The 16,005-nt window shown below is 70.5% G+C and carries 12 protein-coding genes; 6 read left to right on the top strand and 6 right to left on the bottom strand.

Annotation, left to right across the window (positions count from 1 at the left end; genetic code table 11):
• Positions 1–72: 72 nt before the first annotated feature.
• Positions 73–291 carry a translation initiation factor IF-1 gene (infA, locus tag EDC50_RS04125; RefSeq protein ID WP_123769174.1) on the top strand — a complete coding sequence of 73 codons (219 nt, stop codon included), beginning with the start codon at positions 73–75 and terminating at the stop codon, positions 289–291.
• Positions 292–472: 181 nt separating this feature from the next.
• On the opposite strand, the gene clpA is transcribed toward infA, so the two are convergent.
• The gene (clpA, locus tag EDC50_RS04120; protein ID WP_123769173.1) at positions 473–2,749 is read right to left on the bottom strand and encodes an ATP-dependent Clp protease ATP-binding subunit ClpA; all 2,277 of its coding nucleotides are present in this window, start codon (positions 2,747–2,749) and stop codon (positions 473–475) included.
• A 144-nt stretch (positions 2,750–2,893) separates the two neighbouring features.
• On the bottom strand, positions 2,894–3,214 hold the full coding sequence (gene clpS / locus EDC50_RS04115; protein WP_123769172.1) for an ATP-dependent Clp protease adapter ClpS: 321 nt from the start codon (positions 3,212–3,214) through the stop codon (positions 2,894–2,896).
• Positions 3,215–3,322: 108 nt separating this feature from the next.
• Between clpS and EDC50_RS04110 the strand changes: the two genes are divergently transcribed.
• From EDC50_RS04110 to hflD, 4 genes are all read left to right on the top strand, one after another.
• Positions 3,323–3,832, top strand: a complete 510-nt coding sequence (locus EDC50_RS04110; protein ID WP_123769171.1) for a YbjN domain-containing protein — start codon at positions 3,323–3,325, stop codon at positions 3,830–3,832.
• On the top strand, positions 3,832–4,311 hold the full coding sequence (locus EDC50_RS04105) for an NUDIX hydrolase (protein WP_123769170.1): 480 nt from the start codon (positions 3,832–3,834) through the stop codon (positions 4,309–4,311). Before EDC50_RS04110 ends, EDC50_RS04105 begins: the two co-directional genes overlap by 1 nt.
• A 103-nt stretch (positions 4,312–4,414) precedes the next feature.
• Positions 4,415–5,581, top strand: a complete 1,167-nt coding sequence (gene mnmA / locus EDC50_RS04100; protein ID WP_123769169.1) for a tRNA 2-thiouridine(34) synthase MnmA — start codon at positions 4,415–4,417, stop codon at positions 5,579–5,581.
• Positions 5,582–5,771: 190 nt separating this feature from the next.
• Complete coding sequence (hflD, locus tag EDC50_RS04095) at positions 5,772–6,371, top strand: high frequency lysogenization protein HflD (protein WP_123769630.1); 600 nt, start codon at positions 5,772–5,774, stop codon at positions 6,369–6,371.
• A gap of 14 nt (positions 6,372–6,385) precedes the next feature.
• Here hflD and EDC50_RS16780 read toward each other — a convergent pair whose 3' ends face one another.
• Positions 6,386–6,520 (bottom strand): hypothetical protein, encoded by a 135-nt coding sequence (locus tag EDC50_RS16780; protein WP_277872338.1) that lies wholly within the window; start codon positions 6,518–6,520, stop codon positions 6,386–6,388.
• Positions 6,521–7,409: 889 nt separating this feature from the next.
• On the bottom strand, positions 7,410–10,001 hold the full coding sequence (gene acnB, locus EDC50_RS04090) for a bifunctional aconitate hydratase 2/2-methylisocitrate dehydratase (RefSeq protein ID WP_123769168.1): 2,592 nt from the start codon (positions 9,999–10,001) through the stop codon (positions 7,410–7,412).
• A 343-nt stretch (positions 10,002–10,344) separates the two neighbouring features.
• Here acnB and acnA point away from each other — a divergent pair, with 343 nt between their 5' ends.
• A complete protein-coding gene (gene acnA, locus EDC50_RS04085; protein ID WP_123769167.1) occupies positions 10,345–13,101 on the top strand; it encodes an aconitate hydratase AcnA in 2,757 nt (918 codons plus the stop codon).
• 471 nt (positions 13,102–13,572) lie between these two features.
• On the opposite strand, the gene EDC50_RS04080 is transcribed toward acnA, so the two are convergent.
• Positions 13,573–14,346 (bottom strand): TorF family putative porin, encoded by a 774-nt coding sequence (locus tag EDC50_RS04080; RefSeq protein WP_123769166.1) that lies wholly within the window; start codon positions 14,344–14,346, stop codon positions 13,573–13,575.
• On the bottom strand, positions 14,343–15,872 hold the full coding sequence (locus tag EDC50_RS04075) for a BCCT family transporter (RefSeq protein ID WP_123769165.1): 1,530 nt from the start codon (positions 15,870–15,872) through the stop codon (positions 14,343–14,345). The genes EDC50_RS04080 and EDC50_RS04075 overlap by 4 nt, the downstream gene beginning before the upstream one ends.
• Between the last annotated feature and the right edge of the window lie 133 nt (positions 15,873–16,005).

Genomic DNA, 16,005 nt, shown 5'->3' with positions numbered 1-16,005 from the left:
ACATACGCCGCTTCGTACGCGCCTCGGCCGAGGCGCCCGCATCCCAACCAGGGCATTCCGACCAGGAACCACATGGCAAAAGACGACGTGATCGAATTCGAGGGCACGGTGGTGGAAACGCTGCCGAACACCATGTTCCGGGTGCGCCTCGAAAACGGGCACGAGATCATCGCCCACATCTCCGGGCGGATGCGCAAGAACTACATCCGCATCCTCACCGGCGACAAGGTCAAAGTGGAGATGACGCCCTACGACCTGACCAAGGGCCGGATCACGTACCGCATGAAGTAAGCGCGGCAACCCGTTGAAAAAAAAGGCGGCCCAAGGCCGCCTTTGTTTTTGTCCTGCGGCGCGGCCGGCTCTCGTGGAGGCCCCTCGGCCATCCTCCGGCCCGCCTCGTAAGCCGATGCCGAACGCGCCGGCCGTCAGGACGCGCGCGAGGCGATCGCCCCCGCCCCCGCGAGCCGGCCGCTCACACCGTCGCCGGCAGCAGCCTCTCGGGCTCCGGCTTGGCCTCGACCACCAGTTCGTCGTCCTTGACGTCGATGGTGACCCGGCCGCCGTCGACCAGCTTGCCGAACAGCAGTTCGTCCGCCAGCGGGCGCTTGATCTTCTCCTGGATCACCCGCGCCATCGGCCGCGCGCCCATCAGCGGGTCGAAGCCGTGCTGGGCCAGCCACTCGCGCGCGGTCGGGGTCGCGGTCAGGCTCACGTTCTTCTCGTGCAGCTGGGCCTCCAGCTCGATCAGGAACTTGTCCACCACGCGCAGGATGTGCTCGAAGCCCAGCGGCTGGAACTGCACGATCGCGTCCAGGCGATTGCGGAACTCCGGGCTGAAGCTGCGCCGGATCACTTCCATCGCGTCGGTCGAATGGTCCTGCTTGGTGAAGCCGATCGAGCGCCGCGAGGCCTGCGCCGCGCCGGCGTTGGTGGTCATCACCAGCACCACGTTCTTGAAGTTGGCCTCGCGCCCGTTGGTGTCGGTGAGCACGCCGCGGTCCATCACCTGCAGCAGGATGTTGAAGATGTCCGGGTGCGCCTTCTCCACTTCGTCCAGCAACAGCACGCAGTGCGGCGTCTTGACGATCTTCTCGGTCAGCAGGCCGCCCTGGTCGAAGCCGACGTAGCCCGGGGGGGCGCCGATCAGGCGGCTGACCGAGTGCGGCTCCATGTACTCGGACATGTCGAAGCGCACCAGCTCGATGCCCAGCTGCAGCGCCAGCTGCTTGGTCACCTCGGTCTTGCCGACGCCGGTGGGGCCGGCGAACAGGAAGTTGCCGATCGGCTTGTCCGGGTTGCCCAGGCCGGAGCGCGCCAGCTTGATCGCGCTGGTCAGGGTCTCGATCGCCTGGTCCTGGCCGAAGATGACCATCTTCAGGTTGCGCTCGAGGTTCTTCAGCACGTCCTTGTCCGACGCGCTGACTTGCTTGGTCGGAATCCGCGCCATCTTGGCGACGATGGTCTCGATTTCCTCGGTATCGATCAGGTTCTTGCGCTCGTTCTCCGGCAGCAGGCGCTGGCGCGCGCCGGCCTCGTCGATCACGTCGATGGCCTTGTCCGGCAGCAGGCGGTCGCCGATGTGCTTGACCGACAGGTCCACCGCCGCCTGCAGCGCCTCGTCGGCGTAGGTGACGCCGTGGTGCGCCTCGTACTTGGGCTTCAGGCCCTGCAGGATCTGGTAGGCCTCGCCGACGGTCGGCTCGACGATGTCGATCTTCTGGAAGCGCCGCGCCAGCGCGCGGTCCTTCTCGAAGATGCCGCGGTACTCCTGGAACGTGGTCGAGCCGATGCAGCGCAGCTCGCCCGAGGACAGCGCCGGCTTGATCAGGTTCGAGGCGTCCATGGTGCCGCCCGAAGCCGAGCCGGCGCCGATGATGGTGTGGATCTCGTCGATGAACAGGATCGCGCCGGGCAGCTTCTTGATCTGCGCCAGCACCGCCTTCAACCGCTTCTCGAAATCGCCGCGGTACTTGGTGCCGGCGACCAGCGCGCCGAGGTCGAGCGCGTAGATGGTCGCGTCGGCCAGCACCTCCGGGACCTCGCCGTCGACGATGCGCTTGGCCAGCCCCTCTGCGATCGCGGTCTTGCCCACGCCGGCCTCGCCGACGTAGAGCGGGTTGTTCTTGCGCCGGCGGCACAGCACCTGGATGGTGCGCTCGACCTCGTCGGCGCGGCCGACCAGCGGGTCGATCTTGCCCTCGCGCGCGAGCTGGTTGAGGTTGACCGCGAATTCGCCGAGCGCGTCGGCCTTGCCTTCGCCCTCGCCTTCGGCCCGTGCCTCGCCGTCCTCATGGGCGCCGGGCGCCTCCTCGCTGCCGTGCTTGGCGATGCCGTGCGAGATGTAGTTCACCACATCCAGGCGGGTGATGTCCTGCTGGTTCAGGAAATAGACGGCGTGCGAGTCCTTCTCGCCGAAGATCGCCACCAGCACGTTGGCGCCGGTGACTTCCTTCTTGCCCGAGGACTGGACGTGGTAGACCGCGCGCTGGAGCACGCGCTGGAAACCGAGCGTCGGCTGGGTGTCGCGGTCGACGTCCTCGGGCAGCACCGACACCGAGGTGGCGATGGCCTGCTCCAGGTCGTTGCGCAGGCGCGGGAAATCCAGGCCGCAGGCCTTGAGCACCGCTTCCGCCGAGGGGTTGTCGAGCAGTGCCAGCAACAGGTGCTCGACCGTCATGTACTCGTGGCGCGCCTCGCGGGCGCGCTTGTAGCACTGGCCGATGCTGTATTCGAGATCCTTGCTGAACATGGGGCGTGAGCCTCCGAAAGCTACTGCGGCCCGAGATGGGGGCGTGGCGATGGGTTTTCCATGCCGGGACGGGTTGGACCCCGGGCCGGCACGACGGTTCCGGCGCTCCCCTCCTTGTCGCTGACGACTCGTCGATAAGGACTTTTAGGCCTTTTCCATCGTGCACAGCAAGGGGTGCTGGTTCAGCCTTGAAAATTCGTTCACCTGCGCCACCTTCGACTCCGCCACTTCGCGGGTGAAGACCCCGCAAACGCCGCGGCCGCGGGTGTGCACGTGAAGCATGATCTGGGTCGCCTTTTCGGCGTTCATGGCGAAGAAGCGCATCAGCACCTCGACCACGAAGTCCATCGGCGTGTAGTCGTCGTTCAGCAGCAGCACCGAATACAGCGGCGGGGGCGCGAGCTCCGGCTTGCCGGTCTCCACGAGGGCGCCGTGTTGATGCTCGTGTTCGCTCTGTCTGGCCATGCGCCCAGTATATAAAACGCGGCGGTCGCGCGGCCGTGGACGCCCTCGCGTCCGGGCTGCAACAATGCCGGTCGATCCGACACTTCCGTCGACTTCCTCGAGGATTGCATGCGCCCGGTCCGCACCCTGCCCGTCCTGCTGTTCGTCGCGACCGTACTGGGCGCGCTGCCGTCGGCGCGGGCCGGCGGCGCGGCCGACGCAACGGAGCGTTCCGCGGCCGACGCCGGCATTGCCCGGCAGCTCGACGAGCTCGGCTACCGTTACGAGGTCGACGAGGACGGCGACTACCGGCTGGCGTTCGATCTCGACGGCGGGCGCAGCCAGCTGGCGTTCGTGATCTCCGCGGTCGAGGAGTTCGGCAGCCTGCGCGTGCGCGAGGTCTGGGCGCCGGCCTATCGCGCACAAGGCGGCGCGTTCCCGGCCGAAGTCGCGAACCGGCTGCTCGAGGACAGCCATACGGGCAAACTCGGCGGCTGGGTCAAGCAGGGCGACACCGCGGTGCTGGTGGTCAAGCTCGCCGCCGACGCCTCCGCCCAGCAACTCGACGACGCCCTCGACTACGTCCTGCGCGCCGCCGACCAGATGGAAGCCGAGCTCACCGGCCAGGACGAATTCTGATGAGCTACCGCGAGGGCCGCTTCTGGCAACCGGACGTGACCGTCGCCACGGTGGTGGTGGACGGCGGCCGGCTGCTGATGGTCGAGGAGACGGTCGGCGGCCGGCGAGTGCTGAACCAGCCGGCCGGGCACCTGGAGCCCGACGAGAGCCTGCTCGAGGCGGCCCTGCGCGAGACCCGCGAGGAAACCGGCTGGGACGTGCGCCTGGCGGCGTTCGTCGGCGCCTACCAGTGGACGGCGCCGGACCACGGCGACGGCCGCGGCGTGCGCCATTACCTGCGCTTCGCGTTCGCCGCCGAACCGCTCGGCCACGATCCGTCGCGCCCGTTGGACGAAGGCATCGTGCGCGCGCTGTGGATGACGCCCGGCGAACTGGACGCGGCGCGCGCGCGCCATCGCAGTCCGCTGGTCTGGCGCGCCGTCGCCGATTACCTGGCCGGCCGGCGTTATCCCCTGTCCCTGGCGCAGCAGCTGACATGAGTATCGCCGTCGCGAGCGCCGCCTGCTCCGTCGCACCCGGCACCCGGCCCCCACGCGCTCGCGCGGGAGCCGGGTCCGGCCGCACGCGGGAGCGCGCGACGCCATGAGCGCGCGGACCGTGGTGGGCATGTCCGGGGGCGTCGATTCGTCGGTCGCCGCGCTGCTGCTGCGCGACGCCGGCGAGCCGATCGCCGGCCTGTTCATGCAGAACTGGGCGGACGACGGCGATGCGCAGGACAGCGCGGGCGCCGCCGAAGGCAGGATGCCGAAGGCGGCCCGCGGCGACTGCCGCGCCGAGGACGACCGCCGCGACGCGGTGGCGGTGTGCGGCCGGCTCGGCATCCCGATCCACTTCCGCGACTTCTCGCGCGAGTACTGGGACGGCGTGTTCGCGCATTTCCTGGCCGAGTACGCGGCCGGACGCACGCCGAACCCGGACGTGCTGTGCAACCGCGAGATCAAGTTCAAGCACTTCCTCGACGCGGCGCGCGAGCTGGGCGCGGAGGCGATCGCGACCGGCCACTACGCCCGGGTCGAGCGCGCAGCCGGCGGGCATCTGCTGCTGCGCGCGGCCGACCGCAGCAAGGACCAGAGCTATTTCCTCCACCAGCTGGGCCAGCAGCAACTGGCCGCGACCCGGTTCCCGCTGGGCGGGCTGCTCAAGCGCGAGGTGCGGCGGATCGCCCAGGAGGCCGCCCTGCCGACCGCGGCGAAGAAGGATTCCACCGGCATCTGCTTCATCGGCGAGCGCGACTTCCGCGAGTTCCTGTCGCGCTACCTGCCGGCGTGCCCGGGCGAGATGCGCACCCCCGACGGGCGCCGGATCGGCGAACACCCGGGCGTGTTCTATTTCACCCTGGGCCAGCGGGAAGGGCTGAACATCGGCGGCGTGCGCGGCTTCGCCGCGGCGCCGTGGTACGTGGTCGGCAAGGACGTGGCGAACAACGTGCTCTACGTCGACCAGGGCGCGGACAGTCCCTGGCTGCGCTCGCAGGCGCTGTGGTCGGAGCCGGCGCACTGGATCGCCGGCCATCCGCCCGCGGCGCGTTTCGATTGCACCGCGCAGACCCGCTACCGGCAGGCCGACGAGCCCTGCGAGGTCGCGGTACGCGACGACGGCACGCTGCAGGTCCGTTTCGCCCGGCCGCAGCGGGCGGTGACGCCCGGGCAGTCGGTCGTGCTCTACGACGGCGAGGTCTGCCTCGGCGGCGCGGTGATCGCCGCGACCGACGCGCCGCTGGAGCAGCGGCTGCGGGCGGCCGCGGCATGAGCGCGCCCCGTGCCCCCGGCTCCGCCCGGCCGGCGCGACCTGGGCGGCCGTCGCTTGCGTGCCTCCATCCGACCGGCGGAATGGTGCGCGCCGATGACGACCGGGGCCTCGCGCCCGGCCTTCCGCTGCCCGCGGGCATGACGACGCGGGCCAAATCGACCAGAATTCACCGATGAATCAACGCTTCACCATGTCCGAGCGCGCACTCGCCCTGGCCGGCCTGGTCCAGGCCCTGGCCCAGGTGCGCCGCGTCGCCGACACCGGCCAGGCCAACGCGGCCATCCTCGCCACCGCGATGGACTCGGTGTTCCGCATCGACGCGCCCTCGCCGGCGGCGGTCTTCGGCGGCGCCGAGGCGCTCCGCCCCGGCCTGACCCTGCTGCGCGACTACTTCACCAACCAGGCCCGCGACGAGCAGCTGCCGCGCCTGGCCCTGGCGGTGCTGCAACTGGAGCGCCGCTTCGCCCGCGACCGCGAGATGGCCGCGCGCGTCCAGGCCGGCATCCGCGCCCAGGCCGGCCATGCCGAACGCCTCGGCAGCAGCCATCCGGACGTGCTGGCGGCGCTCGGCGGCCTCTACGCCGAGACCCTCAGCCACCTGCGCCCGCGCGTGCTGGTGCAGGGCAACCCGCACTACCTCGGCCAGGCCACGGTGGTGGCCGAGGTGCGCGCGATCCTGCTCGCCGCGGTGCGCTCGGCGGTGCTGTGGCGGCAGCTCGGCGGCAGCCTGTGGGATTTCCTGCTGCGCCGCCGCGAGCTGCTGGCGGCGGTCGCCGCGCACCTGGGCTGACGCCGCCGGGGCCGCTACCCGGCGAGCGGCCCGCTTCCGTCCACGCCCTGGCTCAATGCCCACCAGACCGCGGCGGCCAAGGCCAGCGCGGTCGCCCAGCGCAGCGTCTGCTCGACCCGATCCGGCCGGATCGGCTTGTCGGTCTTCATCGTCCCCTCCCCTGTTGCGCAGCGATGAAAGCGCATCGCGCGACGCAGGTCTGCGATTGGAGTCGCACCCTGGGAGGAACATCGGCCGGATCGCGCGAAAACCGACTCCGGCGACGACCCGGGCCGCCGGCAGGAGATCGGCGGCCGCTGCAAGGCGCCGGCAGGCGGACGACGCAAGGGCGACTTCCGGGATGGACACGGCGCTACGTCCCCCGCGCAGTGCCGCCTCCGGCGCGGCCGTGTCCGCATCGAGCGGCGGAGCGGGCACGGCATGGCCGGCGAGATCGAGCGCCGGCTGCAACGCTTTCGCAGGCCCGCCGATGCCGATGCCGGGGATTGGGCGCGCTCGCAGGCGGAGGGAGGCATTCCGCGGCTGCATCGCCACCTGTTCTCCGCCAGGCCCGGGCGCCGGTGGTGCGCGCCGGCGATGCCGCCGGAGGGACGCGTGGCTCACGGCCGCCCGGCAGCCCCGGCCAGCGCGATGCGGAAGCGGGCCGCGCCCTGCAGCCCCTGCTCGACGCCGGCGCCAGCGGCGGGGATTTGAACGCGTGGCGCGGACGATGCAGGCGGAACGGCTGTTCGGCCTCAGCTACCTGCTCGAGGCCCCCGGCCTGGACGAGCCCGGGGTTCGCAGACGTCGGCTGGCGCCTGGTCGAGGCCGACGCCAGCGGGCATCCGGGCCCGAGCCGATTCCCGGCTGCACGAAGAATCGGTGTGGGAGACGGGTCCGCACCGTCCGCCACGGGAGCGCTAGGCGGCGCCCCGCCGCATCCGCGCGCCGTCCCGCGCAAACGGCCGCGGCGGCCGGAGCACCCGGGCCGCCGCGTCGATGCAGGGCGGGCCGCGCCGCGTGCCGGGGAGGCAGCGCGGCGCGGCCGGCCCGCGGAGATCAGGCCGCCACGCCCTCGGCCGCCTCGCGGTACTCCGCGATCTGGTCGAAGTTCATGTAGCGGTAGATCTCGGCGCCCTTGGCGTTGATCACGCCGATGTCGGCCAGGTACTCCTCGCGGGTCGGGATGCGGCCCAGGCGCGAGCAGATCGCCGCCAGCTCCGCCGACCCCAGGTACACGTTGGTGTTGCGGCCGAGGCGGTTCGGGAAGTTGCGGGTGCTGGTGGAGAACACCGTCGCGCCCTCGCGCGCCTGCGCCTGGTTGCCCATGCACAGCGAGCAGCCCGGCATCTCCATGCGCGCGCCGGCGGTGCCGAAGGTGCCGTAGTGGCCTTCCTTGGTCAGCTCCGAGGCGTCCATCTTGGTCGGCGGCGCGACCCACAGCCGGGTCGGGATGTCGCGCTTGCCTTCCAGCAGCTTCGCCGCGGCGCGGAAGTGGCCGATGTTGGTCATGCACGAGCCGATGAAGACCTCGTCGATCTTCGCGCCGGCCACCTCGGACAGCGTCTTCACGTCGTCCGGGTCGTTCGGGCAGGCGACGATCGGCTCGACGATCTCGTCCAGGTCGATCTCGATCACCGCCGCGTACTCGGCGTCGGCGTCGGCCTCCAGCAGCTGCGGGTTCGCCAGCCAGGCCTCCATCGCCTTGATCCGGCGCTGCAGCGAGCGGGCGTCCTGGTAGCCCTCGGCGATCATCCACTTCAGCAGGGTGATGTTGCTGTTGAGGTATTCGATGATCGGCTCCTTGTCGAGCTTCACCGTGCAGCCGGCGGCCGAGCGCTCGGCCGAGGCGTCGGACAGCTCGAACGCCTGCTCCACCTTCAGCTGCGGCAGGCCTTCGATCTCGAGGATGCGGCCGGAGAAGACGTTCTTCTTGCCCTGCTTGGCCACCGTCAGCAGGCCCTGCTTGATCGCGTACAGCGGGATCGCGTTGACCAGGTCGCGCAGGGTCACGCCGGGCTGCATCCGGCCCTTGAAGCGCACCAGCACGCTCTCCGGCATGTCCAGCGGCATCACGCCGGTGGCCGCGGCGAATGCGACCAGGCCGGAGCCGGCCGGGAACGAAATGCCCACCGGGAAGCGGGTGTGCGAGTCGCCGCCGGTGCCGACGGTGTCGGGCAGCAGCATGCGGTTGAGCCAGCTGTGGATCACGCCGTCGCCCGGGCGCAGCGAGATGCCGCCGCGGGTGCTGATGAAGGCCGGCAGCTCGTGGTGGGTCTTGACGTCGACCGGCTTCGGATACGCCGCGGTGTGGCAGAACGACTGCATGACGAGGTCGGCCGAGAAGCCCAGGCAGGCCAGGTCCTTCAGCTCGTCGCGGGTCATCGGGCCGGTGGTGTCCTGCGAACCCACCGACGTCATCTTCGGCTCGCAGTAGGTGCCCGGGCGGATGCCCTGGCCTTCCGGCAGGCCGCAGGCGCGGCCGACCATCTTCTGCGCCAGGGTGTAGCCCTTGCCGGTATCGGCCGGGTTGCGCGGCAGGCGGAACAGGGTCGACGGCGGCAGCCCCAGCGCCTCGCGCGCCTTGGCGGTCAGGCCGCGGCCGATGATCAGCGGGATGCGGCCGCCGGCGCGGACCTCGTCCAGCAGCACCTCGGACTTGAGCTTGAACTCGGCGATCACCTCGCCGTTCTTCAGCGCCTTGCCCTCGTACGGGCGCAGCTCGATCACGTCGCCCATGTCCATCTTCGACACGTCGAGCTCGATCGGCAGCGCGCCGGCGTCCTCCATCGTGTTGTAGAAGATCGGCGCGATCTTGCCGCCCAGGCACACGCCGCCGAAGCGCTTGTTCGGGATGAAGGGGATGTCCTGCCCGGTCCACCACAGCACCGAGTTGGTGGCGGACTTGCGCGAGGAGCCGGTGCCGACCACGTCGCCGACGTAGGCGACCAGGTGGCCCTTCTCCTTGAGCCGCTGGATCAGCGCGATCGGGCCGCGCTTGCCGTCCTCCTCCGGCTCGAACGGCGCGCCCTCGCGCTTGTTCTTGAGCATCGCCAGCGCGTGCAGCGGGATGTCCGGGCGGGTGGTCGCGTCCGGCGCCGGCGACAGGTCGTCGGTGTTGGTCTCGCCGGGCACCTTGAACACGGTGATCGTCAGCGACTGCGGCACTTCCGGCTTGCTGGTGAACCACTCGCCGTCCGCCCAGCTCTGCAGCACGGCACGCGCGTGCGCGTTGCCCCGGTCGGCCTTTTCCTTGACGTCGTGGAAGGCATCGAACATCAGCAGGGTGTGCTTGAGCGCGCCGGCGGCGGTGGCGCCGACCTCGGCGTCGTCGAGCAGTTCGATCAGCGGCTGGATGTTGTAGCCGCCGAGCATGGTGCCCAGCAGCTCGGTGGCGCGCTCGCGCGAGATCAGCGCGTTCTTCTCGCTGCCGAACGCGACCGCGGCCAGGTAGCTGGCCTTGACCTTGGCGGCGTCGTCGACGCCGGCCGGCACGCGATGGGTGATCAGTTCGAGCAGGAACTCCTCCTCGCCCGCCGGCGGATTCTTCAGCAGTTCGATGACCTCGGCGGTCTGCCGAGCGGTCAGCGGCAGCGGCGGAATGCCCAGCGCGGCGCGCTCGGCAACGTGTTGGCGATAGCTGGAGAGCATGAAGAGTCCCGTCGATTGGAGCGGAAGGACACGCCCGGGCCCGCCCCGCGCGGCGCGCGGCCGCGCCCGGAGCGATCGGCATGGAGGGCGGAACGGCCGCGATGGCCGCGCCCGCAACCGCGTATTTTGCCCGCCGCGCGGTTTCGCGGCAAACGCGCGGGCTGCGGCGCCGGCTGTTTGCGCGCCATGGCCGGAACGCAGCGGCGCGTCCCGCGACCATTGTCTGCACGCCCGGCGCATCCAATTTGGCGATAATCGCGAAACCTGCGCCGCCTGCGCGGTATCGCCAGCCTGCCCCGCCGAGCCGGGCCCAAGCCCGCCGTACCCAGAGGAGCCCCACCGCATGTTCGACTCCTTCTCCACTCGCCGCCAACTGACGGTCGGCGGCCGCACGCTGACCTACTACAGCCTGCCGGCATTGGCCGAACGCTTCGACATCGCCCGCCTGCCCTACTCGATGAAGATCCTGCTGGAGAACCTGCTGCGCCACGAGGACGGCGGGCTGACGGTCGGCAAGGAACACATCGAGGCGGTGGCGAGCTGGGACCCGGCCAAGGAGCCGGACACCGAGATCGCCTTCATGCCCGCGCGCGTGGTGCTGCAGGACTTCACCGGCGTGCCCTGCGTGGTCGACCTGGCGGCGATGCGCGACGCGGTGGCCCGCCTCGGCGGCGACCCCAAGCAGATCAACCCGCTGATCCCGTCCGAACTGGTCATCGACCATTCGATCCAGGTCGACGTGTTCGGCCGCCCCGACGCGCTGGACCTCAACGGCAAGATCGAGTTCGAGCGCAACAAGGAGCGCTACAGCTTCCTGCGCTGGGGCCAGAAGGCGTTCGACAACTTCAAGGTGGTGCCGCCGAACACCGGCATCGTGCACCAGGTCAACCTGGAGTACCTGGCGCGGGTGGTGGTCGAGCGCGAGGTCGAGGGCGAGCTGCTGGCGTTCCCGGACACGGTGTTCGGCACCGACAGCCACACCACCATGGTCAACGGCCTGGGCGTGCTCGGCTGGGGCGTGGGCGGCATCGAGGCGGAGGCGGCGATGCTCGGCCAGCCCTCGTCGATGCTGATCCCGCAGGTGGTCGGCTTCAAGCTGACCGGCAAGCTGCCCGAGGGCGCGACCGCCACCGACCTGGTGCTGACCGTGACCCAGATGCTGCGCAAGCTCGGCGTGGTCGGCAAGTTCGTCGAGTTCTTCGGCGACGGCCTGCAGCACCTGCCGCTGGCGGACCGCGCCACCATCGGCAACATGGCGCCGGAATACGGCGCCACCTGCGGCATCTTCCCGATCGACGCCGAGGCGCTGAACTACCTGCGCCTGTCCGGCCGCCCGGAATCGCAGATCGCCCTGGTCGAGGCCTACGCCAAGGCCCAGGGCCTGTGGCACGAGCCGGGCGCGCCCGAGGCGGTGTACTCGACCGTGCTCGAGCTGGACCTCGGCGACGTCCGGCCTTCGCTGGCCGGGCCCAAGCGCCCGCAGGACCGCGTGCTGCTGGTCGACCTGAAGAAGAACTTCCGCGAGAACGTCGTGCCGCTGACCGCCGCGCGCGACAAGCGCTCGCCGGAAGTGGCCAGCTACGTGGCCGAGGGCGGCGGCGCCGCGGTCGGCAACGAACAACTGCGCAAGGGCGTGGCGGACGTCGAGATCAACGGCGAGAAGGTCCGGCTGAAGGACGGCTCCGTGGTGATCGCGGCGATCACCTCCTGCACCAACACCTCGAACCCGGCGGTGATGCTCGGCGCCGGCCTGCTCGCGCGCAACGCCGCCAGGCTCGGGCTCAAGCCCAAGCCTTGGGTCAAGACCTCGCTCGGCCCGGGCTCGCTGGTGGTGACCGACTACCTGCGCAAGGCCGGCGTGCTCGACGACCTGGAGAAGCTCGGCTTCTATCTGGTCGGCTACGGCTGCACCACCTGCATCGGCAACTCCGGCCCGCTGCCGCCGGAGGTCAGCGCCGGCATCGCCGCGGGCGACCTGGCGGTGGCCTCGGTGCTGTCGGGCAACCGCAACTTCGAGGGCCGGGTGCACCCCGAGGTCAAGATGAACTACCTGGCCTCGCCGCCGCTGGTGGTGGCCTTCGCGATCGCCGGCACGGTCGACATCGACCTGGGCAGCGAGCCGATCGGGCAGACCCCGGACGGCAAGGATGTGTTCCTGCGCGACATCTGGCCGAGCAACAAGGAGATCGGCGACGTCATCGCCGCGACCCTCGGCCCGGAGCTGTTCGCGCAGAACTACGCCGACGTGTTCAAGGGCGACAGCCGCTGGAACACCATCGAGTCGCCCGAGGGCGAGTCCTACGGCTGGGATCCGTCGTCCACCTACATCAAGCACCCGCCCTACTTCGAGGGCATGAGCATGGCCGTGGGCTCGATCAACGACGTCCACGGCGCACGCGTGCTCGGCCTGTTCGGCGACTCCATCACCACCGACCACATCTCGCCGGCCGGCAACATCAAGAAGGACTCGCCGGCGGGCCGCTTCCTGATCTCGCGCGGCGTGCAGCCGGCCGACTTCAACAGTTACGGCAGCCGCCGCGGCAACGACGACGTGATGGTGCGCGGCACCTTCGCCAACATCCGCATCAAGAACCTGATGCTCGGCGGCGAAGAAGGCGGCAACACCCTGTACTTCGGCAGCACGCCGCCGGAGAAGACGTCGATCTACGACGCGGCGATGAAGTACAAGGCCGGCGGCGTGCCGCTGGTGGTGATCGCCGGCAAGGAATACGGCACCGGCTCCTCGCGCGACTGGGCCGCCAAGGGCACCAACCTGCTGGGGGTGAAGGCGGTGATCGCCGAGAGCTTCGAGCGCATCCACCGCTCCAACCTGGTCGGCATGGGCGTGCTGCCGCTGCAGTTCCTCGAGGGCGAGAACGCGCAGGCCCTGGGGCTGGACGGCTCCGAGACGATCGACGTGATCGGCTTGAGCGACGGCATGGCCAAGCGCGCCACGGTGATCGCGCGCAAGGCCGACGGCGGCGAGAAGCGCTTCGAAGTCCGGGTGCTGCTGCTGACGCCGAAGGAAGTGGAGTACTTCCGCCACGGCGGCATCCTGCACTACGTGCTCCGGCAGCTGGCCGCGAAGAAGAGTCTGTAGCGGCCGCCGAAGGGCGGAAGCCCGGCCCTCGCGCGGCACGCGCGAGGGCGCTCCGCGGCGCGCGAGCCTGCGGCTCGCAAGCGCGCCGCCTCGCCCGCCACGGCGGCATCCTGCANNNNCGGAAGCCCGGCCCTCGCGCGGCACGCGCGAGGGCGCTCCGCGGCGCGCGAGCCTGCGGCTCGCAAGCGCGCCGCCTCGCCCGCCACGGCGGCATCCTGCACTACGTGCTCCGGCAGCTGGCCGCGAAGAAGAGCCTGTAGCGGCCGCCGAAGGGCGCAAGCCCGGCCCTCGCGCGGCACGCGCGAGGGCGCTCCGCGGCGCGCGAGCCTGCGGCTCGCAAGCGCGCCGCCTCGCCCGCCACGGCGGCATCCTGCACTACCTGCTCCGGCGGTTCGCCGCGAGGAAGAGCCTGTGTCCGCACCGGCCGGCGGCAGGCCCGGCTTCGCCGGCGCGGCGGGTGGCCGCTGCGGATCAGAACGTACGGCCGACGGAAAGGATCCAGCGGCCGTCGGTCGGGTCGGAGACTCGGATTCGGCCCTCGGCGTCGGCCACGCCCGTGCTGTAGCGACGATAGACGCCGCGATCGTTCCAGGCCCGCGCATAGGCCAACGACAGGTCGAAGCCTGCCACGCTGCGCGACAGCGCGACCTTCCCGTCCCACCAGTCGTAGTCGCCGAAATGGCGGACGCGCTGCCGTCCGTAGTGCAAATCGAGGCTGTAGTCGCCGAGCGGAAACCGGCCGTCGACGGAAAGATAGCCGGAGCCGCGGGAGTGGCGGCCCGAGCCGATGCCGAGGGTGGCGCTGTTGTAGCCGAAGTAGTCGCGGCTGACGGTCGCCGCGTAGGACGCCGACCAAGGCCCCCACCCCGCGCCGACGATGGCTTCGCTGTAGTCGTAGCGGGTGCCGGTGGCGCCCACCGCGGCGCCCGGATAGCGGTAGTGGTACAGCCCGGCACGGTAGCTTAGCCGCCCGTGCTGGCCCGCATAGCCGGCGTAGACGTCCCATTCGAAGCGCGCATCCTCGATGAAATGGCGGCTCACGGTGGACGCCCAGGTGCCCGCGAACCAACCGTCCGGGTGCCGGTAGTCGACGCCGCCCTGCAGCGCCGGCCCGCCCCAGCTCTGGTCGAACCCGCGCGAGACGTAGTCCGACACCACCGCCAGGTTGCCGCTCCAGGCGTCGTCGGCGAGGGCGACCGCGGGCGCGGCCAGCAGCGCCGCCAGCGCGAAGAGCCGCCGGCTCACGGCGCCCCCGCCGGGTCGGACGCCAGCGCCTTGCGCAGGCCGAGCATGTAGAACAGCAGGATCACCGAGAACGGCAGGCCGCACAGCACCACCGCGGTCTGCATCGCGTCGAAGTTCCCGGCCAGCAGCAGCCCGGCGCTGACCACCGTGGTGGCGATCGCCCAGAACACGCGCAGCCAGACCGGCGCGTCGTCGCTGCTGGTGCCGCCCTGCGAGGAGAGGTTGGCGATCATCAACGTGCCCGAATCCACCGGCGTGAGGAACAGCACGAAGCCGATGAGAACCGCGGCGCCGGCGACGTACGGTGCCAGCGGGAGATGCTCGAGCAGCTTGAACAGCGCCATCGCCGGCTCCGCCTGCGCCGTCTCGCCCAGGGCGACCTGGCCGTGGTTGAGCACCAGGTCGATCGCCGTGTTGCCGAAGATCGAGAGCCACGCCAGGGTGAACCCCAGCGGGATCAGCAGCACGCCGAAGACCACTTCCTTCAGCCGCCGCCCGCGCGAGATGCGGGCGATGAACATGCCGACGAACGGCGCCCAGGCGATCCACCACGCCCAATAGAACAACGTCCACGCACCGGACCAGCGTTTGGCCTCGGCGTCGTAGAGGTACATCTCGAAGCTCTTGCCGACGAACGAGCGCAGGTAGTCGCCGGTGTTCTGCACCAGGCCGTCCAGCAAGTGCAGGGTCGGGCCGCAGGCGAGCACGAAGAGCAGCAACAGGCACAGCAGCCGCACGTTGAGGTTCGACAGCCAGGCGATGCCCTTCTCCACGCCCGAGGCCGCGGCGATCGTGGCCACCACCATCATCGCCGCGACGATCAGCATCAGCAGGTGCGGCGTGGGCCGGATGCCGAACAGGTAGGCCAGCCCGGATTCGATCACCAGCGCGCCGATGCCGAGGTTGGTCACCATCGAGATCAGCGTCGCCAGGATGCCGAAGCCGTCGACCAGGTGGCCGATGCCGCCGTGGATGCGGTCGCCGAACACCGGGTGCAGCGCCGAACGCAGGGCCAGCGGCAGGCCCTTGCGGTACGCGAAGTAGCCCAGCGCGATGCCGATCAGCGCGTACAGCGCCCAGCCGTGCAGGCCCCAGTGCAGGAAGGTCAGCACCATCGCCTCGCGCGCGGCCTGCACGCTGCCGCCGACCCCTTCGGGCGGCGAGAGGAAGTGGTCCAGCGGCTCGTAGGCGCCGTAGTACAGCAGGGCGATGCCGATGCCGGCCGAGAACAGCATCGACGTCCAGGCCATGTAGCTGAACTCGGGCCGCTCGTCGTCGGCGCCGAGGCGGATCCGGCCGTACCGGGAGAACCCCAGCCAGATCACGAAGGCCAGGCAGGCCACGATGACCAGCATGTAGTACCAGCCGAAGGTGCGCGAGACCAGCACCTGCGCCCACTCGAGCCAGTGCTTGCTGCCTTCGGGGAAGAGCACGGTGAGCGTGCCGAGCAGGCAGACCACGGCCGCCGAGCTGTAGAACACCACGGGGTTGAGCCGCACCGGCGGCGTATCGGCTTGCTTCTGCATCGTTCCGGGCTTCCGTTGGGTCTGGCCGCGCGGCGGCCGGCGTCGACGGCCGGCGGGTCGGGTCGGGGCCCGGGACGTCGACGTGAGCTTAGCGTTTATTGATTGAACGTTCAATCAAAATAAGACATACTCC

The sequence above is a fragment of the Vulcaniibacterium tengchongense genome, assembly GCF_003814555.1.
GTDB classification, from domain to species: domain Bacteria; phylum Pseudomonadota; class Gammaproteobacteria; order Xanthomonadales; family Xanthomonadaceae; genus Vulcaniibacterium; species Vulcaniibacterium tengchongense.
This window is presented reverse-complemented; position numbering and strand designations above follow the sequence as displayed.